The sequence below is a fragment of the Halorubrum sp. Atlit-26R genome, assembly GCF_003666015.1.
Taxonomy (GTDB): domain Archaea; phylum Halobacteriota; class Halobacteria; order Halobacteriales; family Haloferacaceae; genus Halorubrum.
On sequence record NZ_QPLT01000001.1, the window covers coordinates 301,742 to 326,240 of the forward strand.

The window sequence follows — 24,499 nt, forward strand, 5'->3', positions numbered from 1 at the left end:
CGGTTGCGGTGCTGTGCGGGGTGGGACTCAAAGGGGCAGCCGCGAGGACGAAGCCCGACGACGTAAGCACCGCAGGGAGCGAACGGAGTGAGCAACCGAGGAGCGCAGCGAGTCGTGCGAGTCCTCGCGGCTGGGGCTTTGGAGGAGTTGTCTGCCGATCTGTCAGCACTGATTCATAAGCGAGCGGCTGGGGCGTTGGAGGTGCACGTCACCGCTCCGCGGTCATTCACTTATAAAGAAACGTCCGTCTCGATGTCCTCGGTCGCCTCGCGCAGGCCGTCCTCGCGGGCGTCGCTCGCGAGCGACCCCTCGATGTCCGCGTCGGTGAGCAGGTCGCGGAACGCGTCGCGGAAGCGGTCGTTCGCCCGCGTGGAGGCGATGTCCGTGCGCGCCACCGCGGCGTACCGGGCGACTGTGTCCGGCTGGGCGTCCAGCTCCTCGGCGCACTCGACGATCGAGTTCCCCGCGGCGGTGAGCCGCTTCAGGTCGGCGTACGCGAAGGGCGCGTCGCCGTCCTCGTCGCCGTCGGGTGCGTCGATTTCACGGTCCGACTCGCGCACGAGGTGGAGATCGAGGCGCGCCTTCCGGACCGTCTCGGCGTCGACGTCCGCGGGATCGACGTCGCTGTCGCCGTCTGTGTCGGCCAGCCCGTCGCGGATCGCCGCGGCGATCGCCGCGTCGTCCTCGTCCGCGAACCGACCGCGGGCGACCAGCGCGTAGGCGTCGTCGCCGAGCGGCGTCGAGAAGCCGTACCGCTCGCGCATCGCGGCGACGAGCTCGCGGACCCCCTCGCCGGCGTCGTCACGATTGACGAGGGTCCCCCGCTCCGCCTCCTGGCGTTCGGTGACCGTCTCCGAGCCGGTGGCGTCGACGAACAGGTCGCGGAGTTCGGCGGTCTTCTCGTCCATGGGGATAGAGCTACGCGGGGACGGCTGAAAAGCCTCGCGTCGGCGCGGCGCTCACGCCGGTGTCGGCTCGGTGCCGACGCCGCGGTCGGCGCGACCTCACACCAGCCCGCCGACCGTGAACACCACGTAACAGCACGCCACGAGCGCGCCCGAGTGGAGCAGCGCGGCGTACCGCCCGCGCGCCGCGGTCCCGGCGAACCAACCGGACGCGAGCACGGTCGCCTGCGTGACCACGTACAGCCGGAAGCGCTCCAACTCCGGATACACGCCCTCCGGCTCCGTCACCGCCTCCGAGGCGGCCGCGATCTCCGCGAGCCGCGCCGCGTCGACCACCTGCGTGTTCACGACCGCGACGACGCCGGCGACGAGGACCGCCGCGGCCCAGCCGACCGCGATGTACGGCTGCATCGACGAGCGGAGCGCGCGCTGCTCGCTGTACAGCCGCCCGACCTCGATCCGCAGCGTCTCGAAGACGGCGTCGGCGTCGCCCCCGGCGTCGAGGGCGCCCGTGACGAGCCCGAGCGTCCGCGCCGCCAGCGGCGTGTCGACGCGGTCGACGAACCGCTCGATTGCGGCCGCGCGGACGTCGACCGCGCCCGATTCCGCCCCGGTGCCGGACCCGTCCCCGGCCGCCCCGGCCACTCCCTCGGGCGCCGTCGTCGACCGCAGCGCGAACGCGAGGTCGGCCACGTCGTCGTCGAGGACGCCGAGCTCGGCGTCGCGCGCGACCGCCGCGACCGCCGCTTCGAGCGGGCGCCCCTGCGCGACGTGGCCCGAGACGGCGTGGACGAAGTCGGCCAGTTCGCGGTCCTTCGCGTCGTCGATGCGGGTGCGCCGCGCGGCGACCAGCCCCACGGGCACCGCGAAGGCGGCGTAGCCGACGAGGACGACGTTGACGAGGGTGTACCCCGCGAGCGCGAGCCACGCCGCGAGCGCGACGGCCGGCCCCGCGGCGGCGACCGCCGTGCTGGCGGGGTTGCGCCCGGCGGTCGCGAGGACCGCTCGCGGGCCCGCCGGCAGCTCGTAGCTCGCGCGCTGGCTCGGCGGCCGAAGCGTGCCGACCGCGACCGCGGCCGCGAGGCCGAACGCGACGAGGAACGCGACGGCGCCGTACAGCACCACCGCCCGCGTCGGCACCACGCCGACCGGCGTCTCGACGGGCGGGAGCAGCTCGGGGATCACGACCGACAGCGCGGTCGCGCCGATGACGAGCAGCGCCGGCAGCACCAGCACGGCGACGAACAGCTCCGTGAGCAGTTCGAGGAACCGCCGCGCGCGCTTCCGGGCGCGGTCCTGCCGGTGCGACAACATCCGGCGCTCGGTCGTGAGGAACTCCGAGAGCGCCTCGTCGCCGGCCGCGGCGCGCTTCCGGAACTTCAGGAGGAAGGGTGCGAGCAGTTCCCGCGAGGGCGTGTCCCGCGCCACGCGCCGCAGCCCCTCGTCCAGGCTCCCGGCGAGCCGGGCGGCGTTGAGCGCCTTCCGCAGCGAGGTGGCGGTGGCGCCGTACGCGTCCCCGTCGGCCGCCTTGCGGAGCATCGCCCGCGGCCCGTCGCTCCCCGAGGAGAGCAGGTCGAGGTACCGCACTGCCCCCGGGAGCGTGCGCTCGATGTCCGTCCGGCGCGTCGCGGCGACCCAGCGGAGGCCGAGGCCAGCGGCCGCCACGGTCGCCCGTTTCGCGAGGAGCGCGACCGCGACCGCGACGAGCAGCGCGGCGTGGTCCGTCCGGAGCGGCCCCACGGAGTCCGGCGTCGGCGCGGGCGCCGCCGTCGACCCGGCGGAGAGCAGCGCCGCGCCGAACCGCGCCTCGACCGCGGCCGCGACCGCGGGGGCGGCGCCCGCGGCGACGACCAGCGCGGGGAGGAAGACCGCGGCCGCGACGATCCACGAGAGGCCGTACGCCCGCGCGAGGTACGTCTCGAAGCCGGTATCGAGCGCGGTGCCGCGGTACCGCTTCCGGTCTGCGTCGTGCCGCCGGTCGCTCGCGTGGCGCGCGAACAGCGCGTAGCAGACGCGGTCGAGGACCGCCAGCCGGCCACCCGCCCCGAGCGCGTCGTCCGCGGATCTGTTCTCAGTGTCACGGTTCCCGGTGACCGCGTCGGTCGCGCGGCGCCGGCTCACGGCCGCCCCCGTTCGGACGAGTCGTCCCGGTCCCCGTCGCCGTCGCGGTCCATCGTCCGTGCGGCGCGCTCGACGGTCGCCGCCTCGTCGGTGCGCAGGTCGGCGAGGAACTCGAACAGCTCGTCGGGGTCGTCGACGCCGTCGCGCACGAGGTACTCCACGTACCGCCGCTTCGACGCGAACTCGGCGGCGACCGCCTCGCGGTCGCGGTCGGTCCGGTTCGCGATCCGGTCGAAGACGCGGAACCGCGGGCCGGCGCCGCGACCGTCGCCCGGCGCGTCGTCCGCCCCGGCCGCGCCCGCCCTCGAAACCCCCTCGTCCGCGTCGCCGCCCGGCGCGCCGGGGAACCGGAACGTCCCGTCGCCGTCGCGCCACGCGACCGTGTTGTAGCGGACCGACTCGCCGCCGGCCTCGACGACGCCCGCGCCGCCGCGCTTCGGGTCGCCGCTCGGGCTCCGCGTCGCCTCCGGGTCGAGGCTCTCGTAGGCGGCCTCGGAGAGGGGTTCGATCGCCCGGGAGACGTACCGCTCGCCGTCGACCTGCCGGGGGAAGACCACGAGGTCGACCTCGCGCAGCAGGCGGGCGGGCAGGTCCCGCTCGCGCAGGCGGTTGGCGAGCGCCGCGACGTCCTCCGCGTGCGTCGTGCCGATCACGCCGTGACCCGTGTTCAGGCTCTCGGCGAAGGTCTCGAAGCTCTCGGGGGTGTTGATCTCGGCGATCACCTCCACGTCGGGGTTGAGGTAGTTGGCCTCGGTCATCAGCTCCGCCATCCCCACCGACTTGTAGGCGTCCTCGTGGTCGCGGGTGGTGAGCGAGACGCCCGTCTCGTGGGGGAGCCGGACCTCGCGCGAGCCCTCGTCGACGGAGACCGGCCGGGCGTCGAAGGGGATGAAGGGCGCGTGGGCGTTCAACAGGGTCGTCTTCCCCACCCCGGTCGGCCCCGCGAAGAGGACGACGCCGCGGTGTTCGTACAGCAGCCACAGCAGCGTCACTACGTCGACCGACAGCGTCCCGCGCTCGATCAGGTCGACCGGGGTGAGCGCGTCCGCGCGCTGCTTCCGGATCGAGACGTGCGGGCCGCCCTCGGAGATGACGGGCAGCGCGACCGCACACCGGATCGTCTGGGGCACCCCGTCGAGTTCGAGGTTCACCTTCGCGGAGGGCGTCGAGGCGTTCAGCTCCGTGCCGTCGCGGGCGGCGATCCCCGTGACGACGTCGACGAACGTCGTCTCCTCTTCGAACGCGAGGTTCGTCGGGACGCGGGTGCCGGCCTCGGGCGCGTCGTCGTCGGCCTCGAAGCCGCGCTCCCCGTCGGCCTCGAAACCCCCCGTCTCGTCCCGCACCCCCGAAAGCACCGGGGCGCGCGGGACGACCTTCACGCGCTCGCCGACGCGGTTCGCCTCCACGTCCTCCAGGTGGGGGTCGCGGATCGGTATCGTGAGGATTCCCTCCCCGACGAAGTCGCGGAGGACGTAGTACGCGAGGTCGTCGAGGCGGTCGCGGGCGAACCGCGAATCGACCGGGGGCGCGGCGAGCCCGCGGTCCGCGAGCGCGGCCCGCGCCCGATGGAGCGCGGCGTCGAGCCAGGCGCGGGTGTTACGCGCGGTGAGCCGCCGCGAGAGGAACCGCCGGGCGCGGGCGGCGACGAACGACTCGCGGCCCTCGATCACGTCGCTCACGGTCGTCTCCCAGATGCGCGACTTGCACTCCTCGATGAGCGCCTTGTCGCCCGGGAGGAGGTCCGGCTCCAGCACGGCGTACTTCGTCTCGAACGCGTCGGAGCCGAGGAGCCGCTCGCGGTAGACGACCACCTCGACCGCGATGCCGGCGAACTCGACGGCGTACTGCGCGAGCCGCTCGGCGGCCACGCGCTCGACGTAGTCGGCGTCGGCGTCGACGCCGGTCTCCAGCGGCGCGAACGTCTCGGTGTGGACCACCAGCTCGCGGTCGTCGCCCACGTCCGCGACCTCGATCCGGTCGTCCAAGGCGATCGGCGTGAGTTCGCCGAGCAGCCGGAACTCCCGCAGCGCGTGGTAGTCGATCCGGCGGCGCGCGGCCGCGGTCGCGTCGACGAGCCGGTCGATCGCCGTCGCGTACTTCGGCTCGAACCCCCGCTCGGCGCGCTCCACGACCCCGACCCGCGTGAGCGGGCGGCGGTGGCGCACCGCGGAGAAGCGGTCGCGGACGCGGTCGAGCGCGCGCTCGTCGGCGGGCGACAGCGGCGGTTCGCGGACGTCGTAGCCGAACCGCCCGCCGTCGCGCTCGCGGACGGTCGCCACCACGCCCGGCGCCGCCTCGTACTGCGCCCGGACGTCCGGCGCGTACCACGCCTCCGGGTCGCCCGGCGGCACCGGCGCGGGGACCGAACCGCCCGGGTCGTCGTCCGGCTCGTCGACGATCCGGAGGGTCGCGCCGTCGCTCACCGCGCCGCCCTCCGAGTCCGCCCAGTCGCCCTCCACGTTCGCCGACCCGTCGGCGTCGTCTCTTGCCGCCCCGCCCTCGTCGCGTCCGTCAGCCGGGTCGCATCTCTCACGCTCGCAAGGCGCGTCGCCGTTCCCGAGACGCCGCGCGCCGCGGTCCCGAGATCCCGCGTCATCGTTCGATCCGCGGGTGACCGACGGCTCCGTTTAACCGTTTCTTTTTGTCATAGCGCATTCATTTCGGAGTTCGGAAACGTTCCCGCGACGTCTCGAATCCCAAGGCGTAGCGCCCTCCGTGTCCCCTCTGGGACGTTGACGATCGTTCATAATCATCGCGACGTGTGAAAACGCATTTATCATCCCTCACGTAACTCGCGTTCCACCCTCAATGAGTCGTTCACTGTCGAGCGGCGTCCAGCGCGCCTTTCTGCGCTATCAGCACGTCTTCGTGTTCCTCGCCCCCCTCGCGTTCGTCGCGGGGGTGTACGCGTTCGCGCCGACCCCGGCCGACGCCGGCGTCGGCTACTGGACCGAGTACTGGTGGCTGTTCATCGCCTTCGCCGTCGGCGCCACCGTCGTCAACACCGTCGGGATCAGCGGGTCGGCGCTGTTCGTGCCGTTCCTCATCTTCGTGTTCCCGCTCGTCGCGTATCCCTTAGAGCCGACGACGCTGGTGAAGATCGGGCTCATCAGCGAGTCGTTCGGCCTGTCGAGCTCGTCGCTCGCCTTCATCCAGTACGGGCTCGTCGACCGGCGGCTCTCGCTGTCGCTCGTGTTGGGCGGCGTCCCCTTCGTGGTCGGCGGGGCGCTGCTCTCCTTCGTCATCCCCGAGCCGCTGTTCCACGCCCTGTTGGGGATCGCGCTGCTGGCGGCGTCGTACCTGCTTTTCAAGGCTAACCTGGGTCACGACGACCCGACCGGAGGCGGGGACCGCGAGGAGGTCGCGACCGACGGCGGCGCGTCTCGGGACCTCCCGGACGACGACAACAAGCTCGGTCCCGCCGGCGTCGACACCGACGAGTCCGGCACCGTCACCCGCGTCGACCGCGACGGCGACGACTACACCTACTCGCGGGGCGGCTACCTCGAACGGTTCCTCAACTACAGCGTCGGCGGCGTGTTTCAGGGGCTCGCCGGCTTCGGGATCGGCGAGCTCGGGATCATCTCGATGCTCCGCACGCAGGTCCCGGTCCGCGTCGCCATCGGCACGAACCACATCGTCGTCGCGACGACCGCCGTGCTCGCCTCCGTCGTCCACGTGTTCGGCGGCGGCCTGGTGGGCGGTCACACGATGGACTTAGCGACGACGCCGTGGAACATGGTCGTCTGGACGGTCCCGGCGACGACGCTCGGCGGCCAGATCGCGCCGTACGTCTCGACGGCGCTGGACACGGGGACGATCAAGGCGGGCGTGGGCGGACTGTTCGCGGTCATCGCCGTCGCGCTGTTCGGGATGGCCGTCGGCGGGATCTGACCCGCCGGCCTCGGTGACGCCGCGCTTTTGTGCGTTCGCGCCGCACCGACGGTATGCGCGCAGCCGTCTTCAACGCCCCCGGCGAGATCGACGTGGAAGAGCGACCCCGGCCCGAGATCGAGGCGCCGACGGACGCGATCGTCCGCGTGACCCACACCGCGGTCTGCGGCTCGGACCTCTGGTTCTACCGCGGCGACAGCGACCGCGACGCGGGCTCGCCCGTCGGCCACGAGCCGATGGGGATCGTCGAGGAAGTCGGCGACGACGTGACCTCGGTCGCCCCCGGCGACCGCGTGCTCGCGCCCTTCGCCATCTCCTGCGGCGAGTGCGAGTTCTGCCGGAAGGGGCTCCACACCTCCTGCGAGAACGGCGACTCGTGGGGCGGCGACAACGGCGGCGGGCAGGGGGAGTACGTCCGCTCGACCCACGCCGACGGCACGCTCGTCAGGGTGCCCGACCGCCACGCCGACGACGAGGACACGCTCCGCTCGCTGCTCCCGCTGACCGACGTCATGGGCACCGGCCACCACGCGGCGGTCAGCGCGGGCGTCGAGGCGGGCTCGACCGTGGCCGTCATCGGCGACGGCGCGGTCGGGCTCTGCGGCGTCCTCGCGGCCCGCCGCCTCGGCGCGGAGCGGATCATCGCCGTCGGCCACCACGAGGACCGTCTCGAACTCGCCGAAGAGTTCGGCGCCACGGAGACCGTCTCCGAACGCGGCGAGGCCGCCGTCGAGCGCATTCAAGAGCTGACCTACGGCGGGCCGAACCACGTGATGGAGTGCGTCGGCGCTGCGAGCGCGATGAACACCGCCATCGACGCCGTCCGCCCCGGCGGGACGATCGGGTACGTCGGCGTCCCCTACGGCGTCGAGGAGGAGGGGCTCGACGTGTTCGGTATGTTCGGTCAGAACGTGACGCTCGCGGGCGGGGTCGCCCCCGTCCGCGCGTACGCCGAGGAGCTGATGGCCGACGTGCTTCAGGGGACGCTCGACCCCGCGCCCATCTTCACCGAGACGGTCGGCCTCGACGACGTCGCCGAGGGGTACCGCATGATGGACGAGCGCGAGGCGATCAAGGTGCTGGTGAAGCCGCACGGCGACGCCTAATCGGCCGCGAAACCGGATTTCCGATCTACGTCTGCTCGACTCGATTTTTAAGCGGTGGCGCGTGCCTGCGAGCGGCCGCCCTCGGCGGCCGCGAGGAGCACGCGCGAGGGAGTCGGTGGTCCGGAGCGAAGCGGAGGACCACCGACGAGGCTGGGGAGGCACGAGGTGCTGTGCTGTCGCGGTCGGGTGGGATTCAAAGGGGCAGCCGCGAGGCGGGCGCAGACGACGCAAGCACCGCAACGAGGGAGCGGTAGCGACCGAGTGAGGAGCGCAGCGAGTGTGCGCCCGCCTCGCGGCTGGGGCTTTGGGGGGTGTTGGTCGCCGATCCACGGTTGCCTATTTATAAATGAGTGGCTGGTGATCTGGCGGTGTTGGCCGTCGATCCACGTACGTCCATTTATAAGCGAACGGCTGAGGTTTGGCCGTGTTCATCGCCGAGGTGTAGTCGCTCATTTATAAGCGAGCGGTCGTGAATTCCGCAGCCGTCGCCGGGCCGGTAGCCGCCGATAGGTATTCGGACGCACCGCATACAGAACCGCTCAAACGTTCGTTTCCGGGGGTATCGGCGTAACCTTTAGTATGCTTAAATCCTTGTCGTTCGTTGTCATGTGCCACCATTACGACGAGGCGCGCACGTGGACGGAGGTCAAGGCGCGTCACCGGCCCGAGGAGGCGGACGAGCGAGCCGACGAGATCCCCGACGTCGACGCGGTCGACGAGCCGGTAGTCGACGAGGGGGCTGGCGAGACGGAGGAGTCCGAGCCCCCGGCGGAGCCGCGCGCCCCGGCCGACGACTGACGCGGTCGGGCACGACCCCGCCTCGAACCCCGACTTTCTATCGCACGCGGTCCCGACGCCCGCGGAGCGACCGCTTCGTCTCGGCCTCGCCCGACTCCCAAACCACAAATTTACAACTTCTTATCGCGTGTCTCGCGCCGTGTCCCCCTCCACCCGAACGCTCGCGATCCTCGCCCTCCTCATCGTCGGCGTCGCTCTCAGTTTCGCCTTCCACGCGACGGCGGGCGACACGCAGATCACTTACGAGGCGACGGCCGTCGAACCCGGCGAAGACCCGGCCCCGGTCGCGGACGCGTCGCGCAACGTCACCGACCTGAACGAGCGGCTCGCCGGCACCGACGACCGGTATCGGGAGCCGGTCCGGACCGCCGCCGCGACCGGGTCCTTCGAGGGGTCGCTCTCGCCCGAATTACACACCGCGATCGGGGACGTCGACACGCCGTACGTCGCGTACGACGGCGGCTACTACGAGTGGTCGCTGTCGACGCGCGGCGACACGACGAACGCGGCGATCGAGATGCGTGAGACCGACCCCGAGACGGTGTTCGACGCCGTCGCGCGCCCCGCGGCCGAGGCGTCGCCCGGCGTGCGGACCGCCATCGACGAGGGTACTGCGACGAACGCGACCATCCGGTCGGGACTGTACCGGCAGGACGGGGCGTACTACGCCGTCGCGGTCGAAAGCGAGGCGGCCGTCTTCGCGCAGGTCGCTGGCGCCGCCCTCGGCTTCGTCCTCACGCCGGTCGGGCGCGGGTACACGGCGGTCGCGCTCGGACTGCTCGCGTACCGCTACCGAGAGCCGACGCGCGACCGCCTCCTCACCCCGCGCCGGGCCGCCGCGGTCGCCGCGCTCGCGCTCCCGGTCGCGCTCGTCGGCACCGCCCTGTTCGAGAGCGGTTCGATCTCACGGTTCGTCACCGGTCCCGCGAGCGCGACGGTCGTCGCGTCCGGCGTCCTCGCCGGCGCGCTCGTCGCCCGGCAGCGGTGGCTCGCTCTTGCCGGCGTGACGGTCGGTATCGGACTGCTCGCCACGGCGGCGATCGCGGGCGCGCTCGGGGTCGTCGGGCTGGTCTTCGGACCGCTCGCCGTTTGCTTCGGGATCGTCGCCGGCGCCGTCCCGTTCGGATACGGCTACTGGTTCGCGCGGCCCGCGCCGGAGGCATCGGCCGGGTAGCATGGGAGCCGATCGACTCCGGGATCCCGACCGACGCGGTCGACGCGTTTGACTCGGATTTCAGGCCCATCCTGAACGCCCCTCAGGACCTCACCGAAGTCGTTCTATCGGCGAAATACTATGCGTGTCGCGGTACTCGCTCCGATAGCTTCGCCACTGAATTCCACGCATGAGTTCAATACGCCGCCGCACCCGAACCGACGACGCAGGCACGACAGTGATCGCCGGATGAGACGAGCCTCGGTCCGTGTCCCGACGCTCGTCGTGATCGTCGCGCTGCTGCTCGCTGTCGGCGTCGGGTTCGCGGGAAGCCCGCTCGCACAGAACGACGGCGACGTGAACGGGGCGTTCATCGACGAGACCGGCAACCCGATCGCCGCCGACCGGCCGATCGACACCACCGCCGCGACCGCCGAGCCGGCGCTGGTCTCGCCCGAGACGCTCGGCGCGGTCGGGGTCGCCGTCGCGCTCGCGTTGATCGTCGTCGCCGCGGTCCGCCGCGCAGACCGCTAACCCGACTCCCTGTCGACCGTGGTTCGCGACGCCCGCTCAGAGCGGCTCGATCAGCTCGACGACGTGCCCGTCGGGGTCCTTCACGAAGGCGACGCGCGCGCCGGCCTCCGGGTGGTCGGTCGGCGCCTCCCTGACGCCGTGGTGGTCGATCTCCTCGAACGTCGCGTCCACGTCGTCGACGCCGACGGCGACGTGGTCGTAGCGGTCGCCGTCCGCGCTCGGCGCCTCGCCGTCCGTGTCCGACAGTTGGAACTCGACGCCGTTCCCGTCGGCGACGTACACGTTGCGGGTGTCGCCGTCGGCCGTCGTGAACTCCCACGAGCGCTCGAAGCCGAGCTCGTCGACGTACCAGTCGGCGGCTCGGTCGGCGTCCGCCACGTTCAGGCAGGTGTGGAGAATCTCCATGCGTCGGCCTCGCGCCCCGCCGTGATAAATTCTCGACCGCCGATCCCGCACACCCGACGATTGTCGGCTCGCCCGACGATTACCGGCCTGCCCGGCGATTGCCGGCTCCGCCCGAGCAATCATGTCGCTGGCGCCCGTCCGGTTCGTATGGACCGCAACGCGGTGCGCCGCGCGTGGGACGCGGTCGCCGAGACGTACGCCGCCCGCCGCGACCCCGACGGCTCGGACGCGGCGCTGATCGACGACCTGTGCGACGCGCTCGCGGACGACTCCGGTGGTGGCGACGGCGACCCGCTCGTCCTCGACGTGGGCTGCGGCGACGGCGCCCGCACGCTCGCGAACCTCCCGCCGGGCAGCGTCGGGCTCGACGTCTCCCGCCGCGGGCTGGAGCTCGCGGCCGACACCGTCCCCGACGCGCGGCTCGTCCACGGCGAGATGTCGGCGCTCCCGTTCGCGGCCGACCGCTTCGACGCGATCACGGCGTACCACGCGGTGTTTCACGTCGAGCGCGAGCGCCACCCCGCGGTGTACGCCGAGTTCGCCCGCGCCCTCCGGCCCGGCGGTCGGCTCCTGATGACCCTGCCGAGCGGCCGGTTCGAGACGGTCCGCCGCGGCTGGATGGGCGGCGAGATGTTCTTCTCCGCGCCCGGCCGCGAGCGCACCCTCGACCAGCTCCGGGCGGCGGGGTTCGCCGACGTCGAGACGCGGACCGCGACCGACCCGCTGGGGAGCAGCACGGAGTTCGCGCTCGCGACGCTGGCGGGCGAGCCCGACGAAACGCGGACGGCGCCGTGACCGACCCCGACGAGGTGCCCCACGACGTGCGCGCCAGCCTCGATCAGCTGCTCGCGGAGGCGCGAGCGGCCGCCCGGCGCGGCGACGCCGACACCGCGCGGGCGCTGCTCGACACCGCGGAGACGGTGGCGACGAACAAGCTCCCGCCCGGCGAGCGGCGCGACCGGGTCCGGTGGGGCTGCCCGGCCGCGCTCGACGCCCTCCCGAACGGGGACCTCGCGGCAGCGTACGCGGCGGCAGCCACCGACGTCGTCGCCGCGTCTGACCCCTCACTTTAGGCCGCGGAGCGCTTCGTCTCTCGCATGCGCGTCGCCTCCCTGCTCCCCTCCGCCACGGAAACGCTGTTCGCCCTCGGCGTCGAGCCGGTCGGCGTCTCACACAGCTGCGACCACCCGTCGGCCGCCCGCGATCTCCCGACGCTGACGAGCACGGCCGTCGACCACGCGGACCGCTCGGCGGCCGACATCGACGAACAGATGCGCGAGGTCGACGGCGCGGTCTACGACCTCGACGAGGCGCGGCTCGCGGCCCTCGACCCGGACCTGCTCGTCACGCAGGCCACCTGCGACGTCTGCGCCGTCGACGCGAGCGAGGTCCGCGCGGCCGCCGCGCGGCTCGACCCCGAGCCCGAGGTGCTCGCCTGCGACCCCCACTCGTTCGCCGACGCCCTCGACGACGTGGTGCGGATCGGCGAGGCGGTCGGCGCGGAGGCGGCGGCGAGCGACCTCCGGGCCGATCTCCGCGGGCGCGTCGACGCCGTCCGCGAGCGCGCCGAGCGCGCCGTCGCCGACGAGGGGCGTCCCCGGGTCGCCGTCCTCGACTGGACCGACCCGCCGATCCGCGCGGGCCACTGGGTGCGCGACACCGTCGAACTCGCGGGCGGCGACTCCTCTTTCCAGCCCGACGGCCCCTCTGAACCGGTCGCGTGGGACGACGTGGTCGCCGCCGACCCCGAAGCGCTCGTCGTCGCGCCCTGCGGGTTCGACCGGGAGCGCGCCGAGCGGGCGGTCGACGACCTCGCCGCCCGCCCCGGCTTCGACGACCTCAGCGCGGTCGCCGACGGTCGCGTCTACGCCGTCGACGGCAACGGCCTGATTAATCGCCCGAGCCACCGGCTCGTCGACTCGCTGGAGGCGCTTTTCGCCTGCCTCCACCCCGACCACGCCGCGACGACGCCCGCCGCGCACGACCGGATCGGGCGCGTCGAGCGCGCGGAGACGCCATCAGCGCGCGCCGACGGCGGGTGACGCCGACCGCGGACCGGCGGTTCGGGTTCCGTCGACGCCCTTCGCGGCCATCGCTACCGGGGGCGCTCCCCCTCGTCGGCGAGCTGTATTCCCCGCGCGACGACGTACATCAACACGATACCGGTGCCGACGGCGAGAATAAACTGCGTCACGACGACGAGGAACCCGCCGAGTATCGAGTTTCCGGCGACCAGCAGCGTGAGCAGGAACACGAGCAGCGCCAGCGTCCCGAACAACAGGATGAGTCCGGCGAGCGGGAAGACCTCCGCTTGGATCCGTCGCAGGTCCAGTTCCCCCGATTCTCGGTCGACAAACGGCGGTAACGACATGTAAATGGCGTCTACGCGTGGGGTTATGAAATGTCGGACCGATCACACGGACAGCGAGCCGACGGAGGCCGCCCTCCTGTGTTTGCTCCCCCACGCGACACGCGCCGGCCGAACCTGCGGAGCTGTCGGTCTCGACCGGCCGGTCAGGTCTCGGCGCGGTCGCGCAGCCCCGACAGCGTCGTCGCCTCCCGGAGGTCCGCGACCGTACAGTACCACGCGCCGCGCACGCCGTTCAGGTCGTTCTCGACCGGTCGGGCGAGCGGGACGAGGTCGTCGAACGCGAAGGCGACGACCACGCGCTCCTCGGAGAACGGGTCGATGAGGGCTTCCCAGTCGCTCTCGTCCATCGGCCCTGGGTCGCCCCGCGTCTGCTCGGTCCGGGCGGCGACCCGGGCGTAGTGCGTGACCGCGGACACCGGCGCGGTGCGATAGAACGCCATGTACTCGAAGTCGGCTCGGGTGCGGTCGTACGAGCGCGGCGCCGGGTAGAAGCCCGTGCGGCAGCGCTCGAACGTCTCTTCCTGCGCCGCCACGACGCAGACGCGGGCGTCTCCGGGCGCGTCGTCCTCGGGGACGTCCGCGGCGAAGCGGTCGAGGTCCACACGCGGGATCGCCGCCGAGCGCGGATATATCCGCCGGCGGCCCGTACGACGGGGCGATGGCACGGAGCGCGACGAGCGCGCGCGGCGGTCCCCGCGAGCGCGACGAGACGGACGCGGAACGCGGCGCGGAGCCAACCGAGGGCAGCCTCGGCCCCCCGGCCCTCGCTATCGAGGGGCTCACGAAGCGGTTCGGCGAGGGCGACGACGCGGTCGTCGCGGTCGACGACGTGAGCCTCACCGTCGAGCGCGGGTCGGTCGTCGGCCTGCTCGGCCCGAACGGCGCGGGCAAGACGACGCTGATCAAGTGCGCCTTAGGGATCGTCATCCCCGACGCGGGCTCGGTGCGGGTGTTCGGCAATGACGTGCGCGACGGCCGGCGGGCGGCGTACGCCGACGTGGACGCCATGTTAGAGGGGGCGCGCAACGACTACTGGCGGCTCACCGTCCGGGAGAACCTGCGCTACTTCGCGACGATCAGCGGGGTCGACCCCGACTCGGTGGCGGCGCGCCACGACCGCCTGCTCGACCGGCTCGATCTGGCCGACAAGGCGGACACGCCGGTGCGCGACCTCTCCCGGGGGATGAAACAGAAGGTGTCGCTGGCGAGCGTGCTCGCGGGCGGCGCCGAACTGGTCTTCCTCGACGAGCCGACGCTCGGGCTCGACGTCGAGAGCGCGCGGACGCTCCGGGCGGAGCTGCGCCGGCTCGCGGCCGAGGAGGGGCTCACCATCGTCGTCAGCAGCCACGACATGACGACGATCGAGGCGGTGTGCGACCGCGTCGTCATGCTGTCGAACGGGCGGATCGTCGCCGACGACACGGTCGAGGCGCTGCTCGGCGCGGCCGCGAGCGACGCGGTACGCGTGGCGAGCCCGGACCTCACGCCGGAGACGGTCGAGCGGCTCCGCGAGGCGGTCGAGGTCGTCGGCGTCGACCGCGACGCGCGCCCGCCCGTGGTGACGGTCGCGGCGGGCGGCGACCGGCTGTACGACCTGACCGACGCGCTGCGGGCGGCCGGCGTCACCGTCTCGGACATCCGCACGGTCCAGCCGGACCTCGAAGAGGTGTTCTTAGAGCGCACCGGGACCGGGCTCGGTGCCGCCGGCCCCGGGTCCGGAGGTGAGGGTTCGTGAGCGGAGACGCGTCCGCGGGACCGGCGTCGACGGCGGAATCGACCGCCGACGGCGCGCCCGGTGACGCGACGGCCGCCGACGCCGAGGGCGCGTCCGGCACCCCCTCGGCCGTCGACGACGAGCCCCGCCCGGCCACCTACTACCACCTCGCGCGGGCGGTGCTGTACCGTGAGTTCCTCATCTTCGTGCGGTACCCGGCCAACGCGATCGGGGGGATCGTGGTGTCGCTGTTCTTCTTCGCCGCGCTGTTCCTCGGCGGGCAGCTGCTCGCGGGGCAGGCGCTCGCGGACTCGATCGAGGGGATCGTCGTCGGCTACTTCCTGTGGACGCTGTCGGTGGGCGCGTACTCGTCGGTGTCGAACGACATCGGCAGCGAGGTGCAGTGGGGAACCTTAGAACGCCACATCACCACGCCGTTCGGCTTCGCGCCCGTCGCGCTGCTGAAGGGGGTCGCGAAGGTGGTGCGGACGTTCCTCACGAGCGCGGTGATCCTCGCGGTGATGCTCCTCGCGACCGGGACGCGGCTCAGCCTCGCCCCACTCACGGTGATCGTCGTCGCGGGGCTGTCGATCGTCTCGGTGCTCGGGCTCGGCTTCGCCGCGGGCGGGGTGACGGTGCTGTACAAGCGAATCGGCAACTGGCTCAACCTCCTCCAGTTCGGCTTCGTCGCGCTGATCTCGGCGCCCGTCTTCGACCTGCCGTGGACGCGCGTGCTCCCCTTAGCGCACGGGAGCGCCATGCTCCAGCGCGTGATGGTCGACGGCGTGCGGCTGTGGGAGTTCCCGCTCGCCGACCTGGCGCTGCTCGTCGCGGTCGCGGTCGGCTACCTGGTCGGCGGCTACCTCGTCTTCCAACTCGCGACCGGGCGGGCGCGGCGGCTCGGCGTGCTCGGGGACTACTGAGCGGGCCGCGAGCCGGGAAAGCGGCCGGGGCCCGGGACGCGAGCGGAACCCGAACGCGGCCGGGAACCTAGCCGGACGCGTCGCCCTCGTCCGCCGTCACCACGGCGTAGATCAGCGCTACCGGGACCGCCGCGCCGAGCGCGCCGGTCGGGATCAGCGCCGTCGACGCGCCGACCGCGACCAACAGCCCGACCGCCACGCCGGCCGCCGTGAGGCCGGTGAGGAACACCGCTGCGGTTCTCCGCATAGCCGATCGACATCTCCGGGCCCACATGGACGTGTCGCTCTCGGCCCCGCGGATCGAGACCCCGCTTCGCCTACCGGTCCTCGTCCGGCTCTCCGGCCAGCGCCTCGTCGCGGAGTTCGCGACAGCGCTCGCCCGCGACCTCCAACTCCGGAACGGGCGTCGGGTTCCCGTCCGCGTCGACGGCGACGAACACGAAGTACGACTCCGTGGTGAGTTCGCGCTCGCCCGTGCGCGGCGACTCGCGGTACGCGCGGATCCGCGTCCGGAGGCTCGTGCGCCCGACCGCGTACACGTACGACTCGACGACGCAGGTGTCGCCCTGCGGGACGGGCCGCTTGAAGTCGAGCCCGTCGATATTGGCCGTGACGCAGGTCTCGCCGGCGGCGCGCATCGCGGACATCGCGCCGATCTCGTCCATCCACTTGACGACGTTCCCCCCGTGGGCCGACGCGTAGTTGTTCGTGTGGGTCGGCTGGACGCGCTGGCGGTTCTCGATGTACGTGTCGCTGACGCTGGGCATGGTCGTCCGTCGCGCGGCCGCGGGAAAAACACCGGTCCTCGGGCCGGAAAGTCCCCGCGCCGGGCGTCCCGAAGGCCCCGAGCTCACCTCGGCGGCCCCGCCGCCCAGCCGAATTATCGTTTCGTGTAATTCGGCCTTTACTCCTAAATAGGGTAGTTCTCTTCGGACGAACAACGGATGATGAACGCGATCACCTCGCGGTACGGTCGGCGGGTCGGCGCGGCCGTCCTCCTGACGCTCGGCGTGACGCTCGGCTTCGTCGCCCTCTTCGCGGGACACGTGGCGACGGTCGGGACGGCGGCGGCCGCGACGGCGGCGCTGACGTCGGTCGGCGTCGTCGTCACGCTGAACCTCGGACTCCTCGGCATCGTGCTGGTCGGCAACGTCGCGGTCGAGCTGCGGCGGCTGACGGAGACGGCCGAGGCGGTCGGGCGCGGCGAGTTCGACGCGCGCGCCACGTCCGACCGCGGCGACGAGATCGGGCGCCTGTTCGACGCCTTCGACGAGACGCGGCGGTCGCTGCGGGACGCAGTGGCCGAGTCCGAGCGGGCCCAGAGCGAGGCGGAGACGGCCCGCGCGGAGGCCGAGGAGCTGTCGGACACCCTCATCGAGCGCGCCGAGGAGATCGGCGGCGCCATGGAGGCCGCCGCCGAGGGCGACCTCACGCGCCGGCTCGACGCGAACGGCGAGGTCGACGCGATCGAGCGCATCACGGCCGCGTACAACGAGATGACCGGCGGGCTCTCGACGACGGTCGAGGACATCCAGGCGTTCGCGGGCGACGTGGAGGCCACGAGCGAGGAAATGGCCGCCGAGGCCGACGACGTGGCCGAGATGAACGAGGAGGTGGCCGACGAGATGCGCGAGTTGGCCGACGAGCTGGACGAGCAGACCGAGCGGTTACGGGAGACGGCCGCCGACACCGACGACTTCTCGGCGACCGTCGAGGAGATCGCGTCGACGACCGACGAGGTGGCCGGCGACGCGAGCGCCGCGGCCGAGCTCGGCGAGGAAGGAGAGGAGCGGGCGACCGAGGCGGTCGAGGCGATCACGGCGATCGCCGACCTGCTGGAGGACCTCGACGACCTGGTAGCCGGGCTCGACGACCGGATGGACGGCGTCGCCGAGACGACCGACGTGATCGCGGACATCGCCGAGCAGACCAACATCCTCGCGTTAAACGCCTCGATCGAGGCGTCGCGGGCGGGCGGCGACGGCGACGGGTTCGCGGTCGTCGCCGACGAGGTGAAGGGGCTCGCCGAGGAGACCCGCGCGTCGACGACGGAGATCGAGGCGACGATCGGCGAGGTGACCGAGGACGTGTCGGCGGTCGCCGGCGAGATGGACCGCACGATGACGGAGCTCGACGAGACGACGTCGGCGGTGCGCGCCGCGGGCGACGCGATTGAGGAGCTGACGGGGACCGTCGAGGATGTCGACGTCGCGATGGGCGACATCGCGCGGGCGACCGACGAGGGAGCCGAGGGGATCGAGTCGGTCGCGGCGCGGGTCGAGGCGGTCCACGGCTCGGCGACCGACGCCGCGGACCGCGCCCGGTCGCTCGCGGAGACCGCCGACGAGACGGCCGAGACCGTCGGCGACCTCGCCGAGACCGCGACGGCGCTATCGGAGCGCACCGCGTCGCTCACCGAGCGGCTCGCCCAGTTCGAGACGCGGGGAGACGCGGACGGCGCCGGCGGAGGGGTCGCGGCCGCCGCGAGCCCGGTCGCCGGCGACGCGGAGGTGAGCGCCGATGATTGAGCCGTCGACGGTGCGGTTCGCCTCGGCGGGGGTCTACGCGGTCTCAGCGGTCGTGCTGCTCGCGCTGGCGCGGCGCAAGCCGGCTGACCTGCGGCGGTACTGCTACCCGTTCGTCGCGGTCGTCGCGTTCGCGGGCGTCGGTATCGCGAGCTGGGCCGCCGGGATCGGGACGTTTGAGGTCGGTACCGGCACGCTGGAGGGCGGTCAGCTGCTCACCGACTACGTGGCGTACCCGTTCCTGTTCGGGTTCGCGGCGTTCGTCGCGGGGGTGAGCCGGCGGTACGTCGGGGGGATCGTCGCGATCACCGTCGCGATGCGGGTCGGGTACGACTTCGCGGAGGTGTTCGCGGGCCCGCTCGCGACGGCGGGCACCCTCGGGATCCTCGTCGGCTACGTGACGCTCGTCGGACTGTTCTTCGGGCCGGTGGCGAGCGCGGCGGCGCGTCAGGCGCCCGAGCGCGAGCTGTTCTTCACGAAGACGCGGAACCTCGCGCTGTTCGCGTTCGGCGTGTTGATCGCGTGGGCGATGCTCCAGATCGCCGGGCTGTTCGATCAGTTCACCGCGACGGTGACCTTAGAGTACCTCGACCTCCTGCTCCGGGTCGGCTTCGCCGGCTTCGTGTTCGCGAACGTGGAGACGCTGGCGGCGGAGGCGGGGTCAGGGGTCGGTGGCGGTACTGACACGGACCAGCCCGCGTCTCACACGGCGGGCGGAACGGGAGCGGACTGAGGCGACGGGACCCAAAGTTCATCGAATCCGCTGTTCGTCGTCTCAGTAGAGTAAATAGTTTGGTGACTCCAGGATTATCTAGTCTCTTCCGCTACTGACGAGTATGCCTGCCGACGAGCCGAGCAAGGAGTTCGACGACGACTCTGTGACCGACGCCGAGTCGACTGAAGTCAACGTCGACACGAACCGCGCTGGCTACAACCTCGTCATCACCGGCGACGGCCTCGACTACGATCAGCTCGAGTCCATCTTCGGCGGGAACGGAGTCCCGACAGTTGCCGAGGGCGACCAGCCGCGCTTCGACCAGAACGCTGACGACGATGAGATCATCGTCAACGGCAACGACCCGCTCAGTGCCGACTTCTCGAACGTCGACATTGACCCGGGCACCTACGACTTCACGTTCTCGGCCACGGACTCTGCCGCCGAGGACACGGCCTCGATTGACGTGAGTACCGAGGATGTCGACGGCTCCTTCAGTCAGGGCGTCTACACCCAGACTGCCGGTGACGTCGTCGAAATGAGTGTCGAGCTCGAAGACACCAGCAGTGGTTACATCCAGCTCGGCGACGAGGATTCCGGCTTCGTCGACATCCTCTACGTTGAGGACGACGACGACGACGACGAAGTGACGTTCCAGGTCAACACCCGGACCCTCGGGACGGGCAACGCAAACTTCGATCAGGTCTACGACACCGAAGATGACATCGTGGAGAGCAAGATCCACGGCGACATCTCCACACCTGACGAGAATCTCCAGTTCGTCGACGGTGACGGTGACACTCTCGGCTCCAACTCCTTCGGTGACTACCTGAACGAGCTCGACCTCGTCTCGAGTGCGAGCGATACTGGTACGGACCAGCTTGTCCGCCCGCTTCAGGCGACCACGTACGAAGTGAGCCTGAACGGAGGTAACACGTTCATCGTGAACTCTGACGGCGAGTCCGAGCTCGAAGACGAGCTCGACCTGTCGACGCTGGATCTCACGCAGCCGAGCGTGGAGAACCTCCAGACGTGGACCGCGCCGTCTGACGCGGCCAACGAAGACGAGGACCTCGAAGAGGTTCTCAACGCTGTGACGCAGACAACCGACATCGCTGAAGACGACCGCCTGGTCATCCAGGCCGACGCGAGCGGTCTCTACGGCCACATGGTCGCGATCGACGAGGACGGCTTCAGCGCGCTCGATGACGGGTTCAACCCGCAGACGGTTCAGACCCTGCTCGACCGCGAAGGTGAAGGTGTGAACCTGGAAGTCGAGGCGAACGACGCCTCCGGCAACCAGCAGCCCACCGCGCTTGACTTCGGCGGTGCTGCCGAGGACGACATCTTCGTGCTCGCCGACAACGCCGAGGGGCAGTTCTACATCGTCGTCGACACGAGCTCGGATGACGCGTTCACCCGCTCGCTGTCGACTGACGCCGAGTTCACGGCCGAACTCGAGTACGAGGCTGACGAAAACGAGCGCTTCACCTTCGGTAGTCAGGGTGCCTTCGGCGACATGAATAATGCCGCTCCGGCGTACCCGTACTTCCAGTCGGGTGAAGAGAACACGCAGACTGTCACGACCGACTTCTCGATTGTCGAGCGTGACGCCTCGTTCGATAACACGAACGCGGACGCTGAAGTGCAAGTCGCGGCCAGCGGGACTGCGACTGTCTCCGGCACGACGAACATCGCGCCCGGATCGGACGCGAGCGTCCGGATCCGCTCGGACGAGAGCGTCTCGCCCTCGTTCGTTGAAACCGCTGATGTCAACATCTCCGAGGACGGTTCGTTCTCGGCTGAGTTCGACCTCAGCGGCCAGTCTGCTGGTGACACAGGTACCGTTAGCTTCCGTGTCGGCGGTAGCTCGGTGACCGACGAGGACGCGATCCTCGTCGAGGAGGTTGACACGGAGGCCGCGTTCACGGTCTCCGAGCTTGACCCGCAGGACGTGACCGCGACGGTCGGCGACGCGCTGACCGTGACGGCCACGGTCGAGAACACCGGCAACTCCGAGGCCACCCAGACTGTCGAGTTCCGCGTCGGCGGTGACGCGGTCGCCAGTCAGGACGTGACCCTCGGTGCCGGCAACAGCACCACCGTCGAGTTCGCGGACGTCGACACGTCCTCGCTCTCGGCCGGTGACTACGAGCACGGCGTCTTCACGGACGACGACAGCCAGACGGCCACGCTGACCCTCGAAGAGGGTGGCGACGGCTCCGACGGTAGTGACGGGTCCGACGGTTCCGACGGCTCCGACGGTAGTGACGGGTCCGACGGTTCCGACGGCTCCGACGGTAGTGACGGGTCCGACGGTTCCGACGGCTCCGACGGTAGTGACGGTTCCGACGGCTCCGACGGTAGTGACGGTTCCGACGGCACCAGCGAGGACGGCACGCCCGGCTTCGGTGCGCTCGTCGCGCTCGTCGCCCTCATCGCCGCTGCGCTGCTCGCGACCCGCCGCAACGACTAACGTCGTTGTCTAACGGTCGCGACTCGTAGCTTCCAACCATCGGCCCTCGCGGGTCGACCCACACGCGGTCTTTCTTTATTCGACGTACTGCCCGACTCGCACGCTGAGCGATAGCACTACCGCTCGTAGTGTTGCTCGGAGGGATACCTATTCATCCGGCAAGTGGGACAGTATGTGCCGGCGACGCGCTTCGAGGCCCACGTGCGTTGTAACCCGACCTGGCATCGGTTCAACACTCGGTGCGTCGTCGGCTTTTGATACCCGTAGGCCAGATAGAACATCAACGTCCGGACTACGCCGAAACGAAATAGGACTGTTCCGCAAGTGCCTCTGTACGACTTAATCAGCTATCAGTAAATAGTCCGTCCACAACAGTCTCTATAAGTGCGTCTTCAACTTGGTCATAGCCGATATCGCCACTTGATCCAACCGGCGCGTCTTGAGACCGCACAGTAAACACAAGCGAGGTGAATATCTGGTCGATGAGGTTCGGGTCGTCGTATCGGAACGACTCGAGCTCCGCCCATCGCTCAGAAAATGTGAGGTACACATTACTAGACTGCTCTTCGACGAATCTTTCCTCCGCTTCCGACTCCTTTAATCGGTTCTGAAGCTCTCGTAACTCTCCCTCAACAATTAACGCGGAGATGAGTGGATTCGATTGGACCTCATCGAGAGTTGTTTTGAGAACTAACTGTACTTCTTCGCGTGGTGTCTCTCCCTTGGCAACGGTTTCAGCAATCTTCTTTTCAAGATCTTCGCGCTCCCACAGGAGCACGCTGAAGTACAACTCCTCTTTTGAATCAAAAAACTGATAAAACGTGCTTGTCCCAATATCTACCTTGGCTGTCAGGTCGCTGATTCGCGTCCGGTCGAAGCCAAACCGCGCAAACAACTCTCGCCCAGCCTCGATCAATTGAGACCGGATCTGCTCTTTTTCTTGGTCACTAAATCGGCTCATCTGTCTACCGACTGGGTGTCGCTCCCTGACTGACTTTCCCGCATCGATCCCTGCTTGGAAATCCACGAACAAAGCGTTTATCAATTTGTGAGCCTGCGAACTAGTGTACTTCAAATGAGCGAGTCAAAGGACGTAGTTGATGGACTACGACTTATTAGAGACGAAACAGATATCGGACATATTTCGGGTATTTCTCGAACTGAGGGGGAATCCTTGTGACACAACGATCGATTCTTACTGTGTTCGTGAGTGTTCTACTGCTCACCAGCGGGTCGGTTGGTGTCGTCGCTGGGGCGACAGCCTCGACCCCGACAGCTGGGGACACGGCGACCACAGATCTCTCTGCACCGACTGCGGACGGGTCGCCTGTCCAACCACAGACAGGGGGCCTTGTTCGTGGTTCTCCGGATCTGTCCGTGCTGACCCCCCAGAATGAGGTTACCCCGGGACGGACAAATGAAGTAACGCTCCAAATTGTCAACAGCGGTGACGTTGACCTTGGAACACCCGACTCCCGAAGCGTCGTCACCACCGCACGTAACGTCCGACTCACCGCGACAAGCGATGATTCTCCGCTTTCAGTCGAGACAGGGACAACAGCGCTTGGTGCTGTGACAGAAGAGGCACCTCGAGAAGTCCCGGTCGCGGTAAGTGTGCCAAACGGCACCGACCCGGGTGACTACGAGCTTGAAGTCGAACTGGAATACTCCTATACGAGTCAGTACAGCAGCGGTGTTACCTACGATCGGGAGGAGACGATAACGGCTGATGCCAACCTCGAAGTGACCAATGACGCACGGTTCAGAATTACTGATATCACCACCGATTCGCAGGTTGGTGACCAGGGAACGCTCGAAGCCACAGTCAAGAACGTCGGCGCAACGACCGCGTATGAGACGACTGTCGCACTCGAGTCTTCGAGCGCTGGAGTGACACTTGGAGAGCGTGCCTCAGACGCAGCTCGCGTCGGCTCGATCGCTCCGGGAGAATCCGCTACTGTCCCGTACAGTACTGCTTTCGCAGAAACTGCGCCGGACAGGAAGTATGCTATCTCCGGCCAAGTATCGTTTGAAACATCGGATGGTATTTCTCACGTCGATCAAGGCCTCTCAGCAGGCGTGACACCGCTTGCAGAGCAGACGTTTGCCCTTGAGGATATTGAGTCGACACTTCGTGTTGGCGAAGACGGTGAGATAACCGGGACAGTAGTCAACACCGGCCCGGTTCCGGCCGACAACGTCGTCGTCCAATATACGGGTACGTCTCAAAGCGTTATTCCGATTGAACAGTCAACTGCGGTCGGGTCACTCGATGCGGGTGAATCGACGGCGTTCACACTGCCGCTTTCGATTGGTGGCGAAGCCGAGTCGGGACTCCGAACAGTTGACTTTGCGGTCCAGTACCGCAACGACGACGGTGAAGCGCGCGCCTATAGTGATGTCGCTGTCAACGCTGAGGTTGCTCCAGAACGAGACGGGTTCAGTGTCGCGATAGCAAACCAGACTATCGAGGCCGGCGAGACTCGCTCCGTTGAAGTGACCGTAACGAACAACCTCGGAGAGCCCGCAAGCGACCTTGAGGCACGGCTCTTCGCCAACGATCCGCTTGAGACTGGCGACACCGATACCGGATATGTCCAGTCGCTTGAAGCCGGTGAGTCGACGACAATGACGTTTGAGCTGACGACGACTGGCTCCGCAACACCGGGGAGTACGTATCCGATTTCGCTTGACTTCCGGTATGACGATGTTGATGGAGACAGCCACCTCTCCGACACCTATCGGGCTCCGATCGATGTGACTGCGAGCGAAGGTGGCGGACTCCCGCTTCCCATCATCTTCGTCGCAGTACTCGTAGTGGGCACCGCCGGGCTTGTCTTCTATCGGAGGCGGCAGTAA

The 24,499-nt window shown here is 69.6% G+C and carries 23 protein-coding genes; 14 read left to right on the forward strand and 9 right to left on the reverse strand.

All coding sequences use genetic code 11. The features are described from left to right. Window positions 1–230: 230 nt before the first annotated feature. The 3 genes from DVK07_RS01410 to DVK07_RS01420 form a co-directional block, all read right to left on the reverse strand. Window positions 231–908 carry a hypothetical protein gene (locus DVK07_RS01410; protein ID WP_121595374.1) on the reverse strand — a complete coding sequence of 226 codons (678 nt, stop codon included), beginning with the start codon at window positions 906–908 and terminating at the stop codon, window positions 231–233. 96 nt (window positions 909–1,004) lie between these two features. Further along, the gene (locus tag DVK07_RS01415; RefSeq protein ID WP_121595375.1) at window positions 1,005–3,026 is read right to left on the reverse strand and encodes a type II secretion system F family protein; all 2,022 of its coding nucleotides are present in this window, start codon (window positions 3,024–3,026) and stop codon (window positions 1,005–1,007) included. Continuing rightward, window positions 3,023–5,449 carry a type II/IV secretion system ATPase subunit gene (locus DVK07_RS01420; RefSeq protein WP_121595572.1) on the reverse strand — a complete coding sequence of 809 codons (2,427 nt, stop codon included), beginning with the start codon at window positions 5,447–5,449 and terminating at the stop codon, window positions 3,023–3,025. Before DVK07_RS01420 ends, DVK07_RS01415 begins: the two co-directional genes overlap by 4 nt. Window positions 5,450–5,834: 385 nt before the next feature. On the opposite strand from DVK07_RS01420, the gene DVK07_RS01425 reads away from it, so the two are divergent. The 5 genes from DVK07_RS01425 (at window position 5,835) to DVK07_RS01445 (ending at window position 10,511) form a co-directional block, all read left to right on the forward strand. Next, a complete protein-coding gene (locus DVK07_RS01425) occupies window positions 5,835–6,920 on the forward strand; it encodes a sulfite exporter TauE/SafE family protein (protein WP_121595376.1) in 1,086 nt (361 codons plus the stop codon). Window positions 6,921–6,973: 53 nt separating this feature from the next. After that, window positions 6,974–8,026, forward strand: a complete 1,053-nt coding sequence (locus tag DVK07_RS01430; RefSeq protein WP_121595377.1) for a zinc-dependent alcohol dehydrogenase family protein — start codon at window positions 6,974–6,976, stop codon at window positions 8,024–8,026. 579 nt (window positions 8,027–8,605) lie between these two features. Beyond that, window positions 8,606–8,824, forward strand: a complete 219-nt coding sequence (locus tag DVK07_RS01435; protein WP_233565359.1) for a hypothetical protein — start codon at window positions 8,606–8,608, stop codon at window positions 8,822–8,824. Between the two features lie 139 nt (window positions 8,825–8,963). Further along, window positions 8,964–9,998, forward strand: coding sequence for a hypothetical protein (locus DVK07_RS01440; protein ID WP_121595379.1), 1,035 nt, complete (start codon window positions 8,964–8,966; stop codon window positions 9,996–9,998). A 228-nt stretch (window positions 9,999–10,226) separates the two neighbouring features. Further along, complete coding sequence (locus DVK07_RS01445) at window positions 10,227–10,511, forward strand: hypothetical protein (protein WP_121595380.1); 285 nt, start codon at window positions 10,227–10,229, stop codon at window positions 10,509–10,511. A 36-nt stretch (window positions 10,512–10,547) separates the two neighbouring features. On the opposite strand, the gene DVK07_RS01450 is transcribed toward DVK07_RS01445, so the two are convergent. Beyond that, entirely contained in the window at window positions 10,548–10,916 is a 369-nt protein-coding gene (locus DVK07_RS01450; RefSeq protein WP_121595381.1) for a VOC family protein, read from the reverse strand. A 147-nt stretch (window positions 10,917–11,063) separates the two neighbouring features. Between DVK07_RS01450 and DVK07_RS01455 the strand changes: the two genes are divergently transcribed. Genes DVK07_RS01455 through DVK07_RS01465 form a run of 3 tightly spaced genes read left to right on the forward strand, consistent with a single transcriptional unit; the run spans window position 11,064 to window position 12,958 of the window. Continuing rightward, a complete protein-coding gene (locus tag DVK07_RS01455; RefSeq protein ID WP_121595382.1) occupies window positions 11,064–11,711 on the forward strand; it encodes a class I SAM-dependent methyltransferase in 648 nt (215 codons plus the stop codon). Continuing rightward, on the forward strand, window positions 11,708–11,989 hold the full coding sequence (locus DVK07_RS01460) for a hypothetical protein (RefSeq protein ID WP_121595383.1): 282 nt from the start codon (window positions 11,708–11,710) through the stop codon (window positions 11,987–11,989). Before DVK07_RS01455 ends, DVK07_RS01460 begins: the two co-directional genes overlap by 4 nt. A gap of 24 nt (window positions 11,990–12,013) precedes the next feature. Continuing rightward, a complete protein-coding gene (locus DVK07_RS01465; RefSeq protein WP_121595384.1) occupies window positions 12,014–12,958 on the forward strand; it encodes an ABC transporter substrate-binding protein in 945 nt (314 codons plus the stop codon). A gap of 53 nt (window positions 12,959–13,011) precedes the next feature. On the opposite strand, the gene DVK07_RS01470 is transcribed toward DVK07_RS01465, so the two are convergent. Both DVK07_RS01470 and DVK07_RS01475 read right to left on the reverse strand, forming a co-directional pair. Next, window positions 13,012–13,287, reverse strand: a complete 276-nt coding sequence (locus DVK07_RS01470; protein ID WP_121595385.1) for a hypothetical protein — start codon at window positions 13,285–13,287, stop codon at window positions 13,012–13,014. Between the two features lie 143 nt (window positions 13,288–13,430). Beyond that, complete coding sequence (locus DVK07_RS01475; RefSeq protein WP_121595386.1) at window positions 13,431–13,889, reverse strand: hypothetical protein; 459 nt, start codon at window positions 13,887–13,889, stop codon at window positions 13,431–13,433. 56 nt (window positions 13,890–13,945) lie between these two features. Between DVK07_RS01475 and DVK07_RS01480 the strand changes: the two genes are divergently transcribed. Both DVK07_RS01480 and DVK07_RS01485 read left to right on the forward strand, forming a co-directional pair. Further along, window positions 13,946–15,022, forward strand: a complete 1,077-nt coding sequence (locus tag DVK07_RS01480; protein ID WP_121595387.1) for an ABC transporter ATP-binding protein — start codon at window positions 13,946–13,948, stop codon at window positions 15,020–15,022. Next, window positions 15,019–15,924, forward strand: a complete 906-nt coding sequence (locus tag DVK07_RS01485) for an ABC transporter permease (RefSeq protein WP_121595388.1) — start codon at window positions 15,019–15,021, stop codon at window positions 15,922–15,924. The genes DVK07_RS01480 and DVK07_RS01485 overlap by 4 nt, the downstream gene beginning before the upstream one ends. Before the next feature lie 67 nt (window positions 15,925–15,991). On the opposite strand, the gene DVK07_RS22015 is transcribed toward DVK07_RS01485, so the two are convergent. Both DVK07_RS22015 and DVK07_RS01490 read right to left on the reverse strand, forming a co-directional pair. After that, window positions 15,992–16,171 (reverse strand): hypothetical protein, encoded by a 180-nt coding sequence (locus DVK07_RS22015; protein WP_147441068.1) that lies wholly within the window; start codon window positions 16,169–16,171, stop codon window positions 15,992–15,994. Window positions 16,172–16,241: 70 nt separating this feature from the next. Continuing rightward, on the reverse strand, window positions 16,242–16,691 hold the full coding sequence (locus DVK07_RS01490; RefSeq protein WP_121595389.1) for an acyl-CoA thioesterase: 450 nt from the start codon (window positions 16,689–16,691) through the stop codon (window positions 16,242–16,244). Between the two features lie 177 nt (window positions 16,692–16,868). Here DVK07_RS01490 and DVK07_RS01495 point away from each other — a divergent pair, with 177 nt between their 5' ends. From DVK07_RS01495 to DVK07_RS01505, 3 genes are all read left to right on the forward strand, one after another. Then, window positions 16,869–18,452, forward strand: coding sequence for a methyl-accepting chemotaxis protein (locus DVK07_RS01495; RefSeq protein WP_121595390.1), 1,584 nt, complete (start codon window positions 16,869–16,871; stop codon window positions 18,450–18,452). Further along, on the forward strand, window positions 18,445–19,182 hold the full coding sequence (locus DVK07_RS01500) for a bacteriorhodopsin (protein WP_121595391.1): 738 nt from the start codon (window positions 18,445–18,447) through the stop codon (window positions 19,180–19,182). The genes DVK07_RS01495 and DVK07_RS01500 overlap by 8 nt, the downstream gene beginning before the upstream one ends. A gap of 103 nt (window positions 19,183–19,285) precedes the next feature. Beyond that, on the forward strand, window positions 19,286–21,640 hold the full coding sequence (locus DVK07_RS01505; RefSeq protein ID WP_121595392.1) for a BGTF surface domain-containing protein: 2,355 nt from the start codon (window positions 19,286–19,288) through the stop codon (window positions 21,638–21,640). 343 nt (window positions 21,641–21,983) lie between these two features. Here the strand turns inward: DVK07_RS01505 and DVK07_RS01510 are convergent, their stop codons facing one another. Beyond that, a complete protein-coding gene (locus tag DVK07_RS01510) occupies window positions 21,984–22,601 on the reverse strand; it encodes a TetR/AcrR family transcriptional regulator (protein ID WP_121595393.1) in 618 nt (205 codons plus the stop codon). A gap of 245 nt (window positions 22,602–22,846) precedes the next feature. Here DVK07_RS01510 and DVK07_RS01515 point away from each other — a divergent pair, with 245 nt between their 5' ends. Beyond that, the gene (locus DVK07_RS01515; RefSeq protein ID WP_233565360.1) at window positions 22,847–24,499 is read left to right on the forward strand and encodes a COG1361 S-layer family protein; all 1,653 of its coding nucleotides are present in this window, start codon (window positions 22,847–22,849) and stop codon (window positions 24,497–24,499) included.

What these genes read in the sequence shown, in the direction of transcription:
- DVK07_RS01410 (WP_121595374.1), bottom strand. Translation starts at nt 908, where the DNA reads ATGGACGAGAAGACCGCCGAACTCCGCGACCTGTTCGTCGACGCCACC.
- DVK07_RS01425 (WP_121595376.1), top strand. Translation starts at nt 5,835, where the DNA reads ATGAGTCGTTCACTGTCGAGCGGCGTCCAGCGCGCCTTTCTGCGCTAT.
- DVK07_RS01430 (WP_121595377.1), top strand. Translation starts at nt 6,974, where the DNA reads ATGCGCGCAGCCGTCTTCAACGCCCCCGGCGAGATCGACGTGGAAGAG.
- DVK07_RS01435 (WP_233565359.1), top strand. Translation starts at nt 8,606, where the DNA reads ATGCTTAAATCCTTGTCGTTCGTTGTCATGTGCCACCATTACGACGAG.
- DVK07_RS01445 (WP_121595380.1), top strand. Translation starts at nt 10,227, where the DNA reads ATGAGACGAGCCTCGGTCCGTGTCCCGACGCTCGTCGTGATCGTCGCG.
- DVK07_RS01450 (WP_121595381.1), bottom strand. Translation starts at nt 10,916, where the DNA reads ATGGAGATTCTCCACACCTGCCTGAACGTGGCGGACGCCGACCGAGCC.
- DVK07_RS01455 (WP_121595382.1), top strand. Translation starts at nt 11,064, where the DNA reads ATGGACCGCAACGCGGTGCGCCGCGCGTGGGACGCGGTCGCCGAGACG.
- DVK07_RS01465 (WP_121595384.1), top strand. Translation starts at nt 12,014, where the DNA reads ATGCGCGTCGCCTCCCTGCTCCCCTCCGCCACGGAAACGCTGTTCGCC.
- DVK07_RS01470 (WP_121595385.1), bottom strand. Translation starts at nt 13,287, where the DNA reads ATGTCGTTACCGCCGTTTGTCGACCGAGAATCGGGGGAACTGGACCTG.
- DVK07_RS01480 (WP_121595387.1), top strand. Translation starts at nt 13,946, where the DNA reads ATGGCACGGAGCGCGACGAGCGCGCGCGGCGGTCCCCGCGAGCGCGAC.
- DVK07_RS22015 (WP_147441068.1), bottom strand. Translation starts at nt 16,171, where the DNA reads ATGCGGAGAACCGCAGCGGTGTTCCTCACCGGCCTCACGGCGGCCGGC.
- DVK07_RS01490 (WP_121595389.1), bottom strand. Translation starts at nt 16,691, where the DNA reads ATGCCCAGCGTCAGCGACACGTACATCGAGAACCGCCAGCGCGTCCAG.
- DVK07_RS01495 (WP_121595390.1), top strand. Translation starts at nt 16,869, where the DNA reads ATGATGAACGCGATCACCTCGCGGTACGGTCGGCGGGTCGGCGCGGCC.
- DVK07_RS01500 (WP_121595391.1), top strand. Translation starts at nt 18,445, where the DNA reads ATGATTGAGCCGTCGACGGTGCGGTTCGCCTCGGCGGGGGTCTACGCG.
- DVK07_RS01505 (WP_121595392.1), top strand. Translation starts at nt 19,286, where the DNA reads ATGCCTGCCGACGAGCCGAGCAAGGAGTTCGACGACGACTCTGTGACC.
- DVK07_RS01510 (WP_121595393.1), bottom strand. Translation starts at nt 22,601, where the DNA reads ATGAGCCGATTTAGTGACCAAGAAAAAGAGCAGATCCGGTCTCAATTG.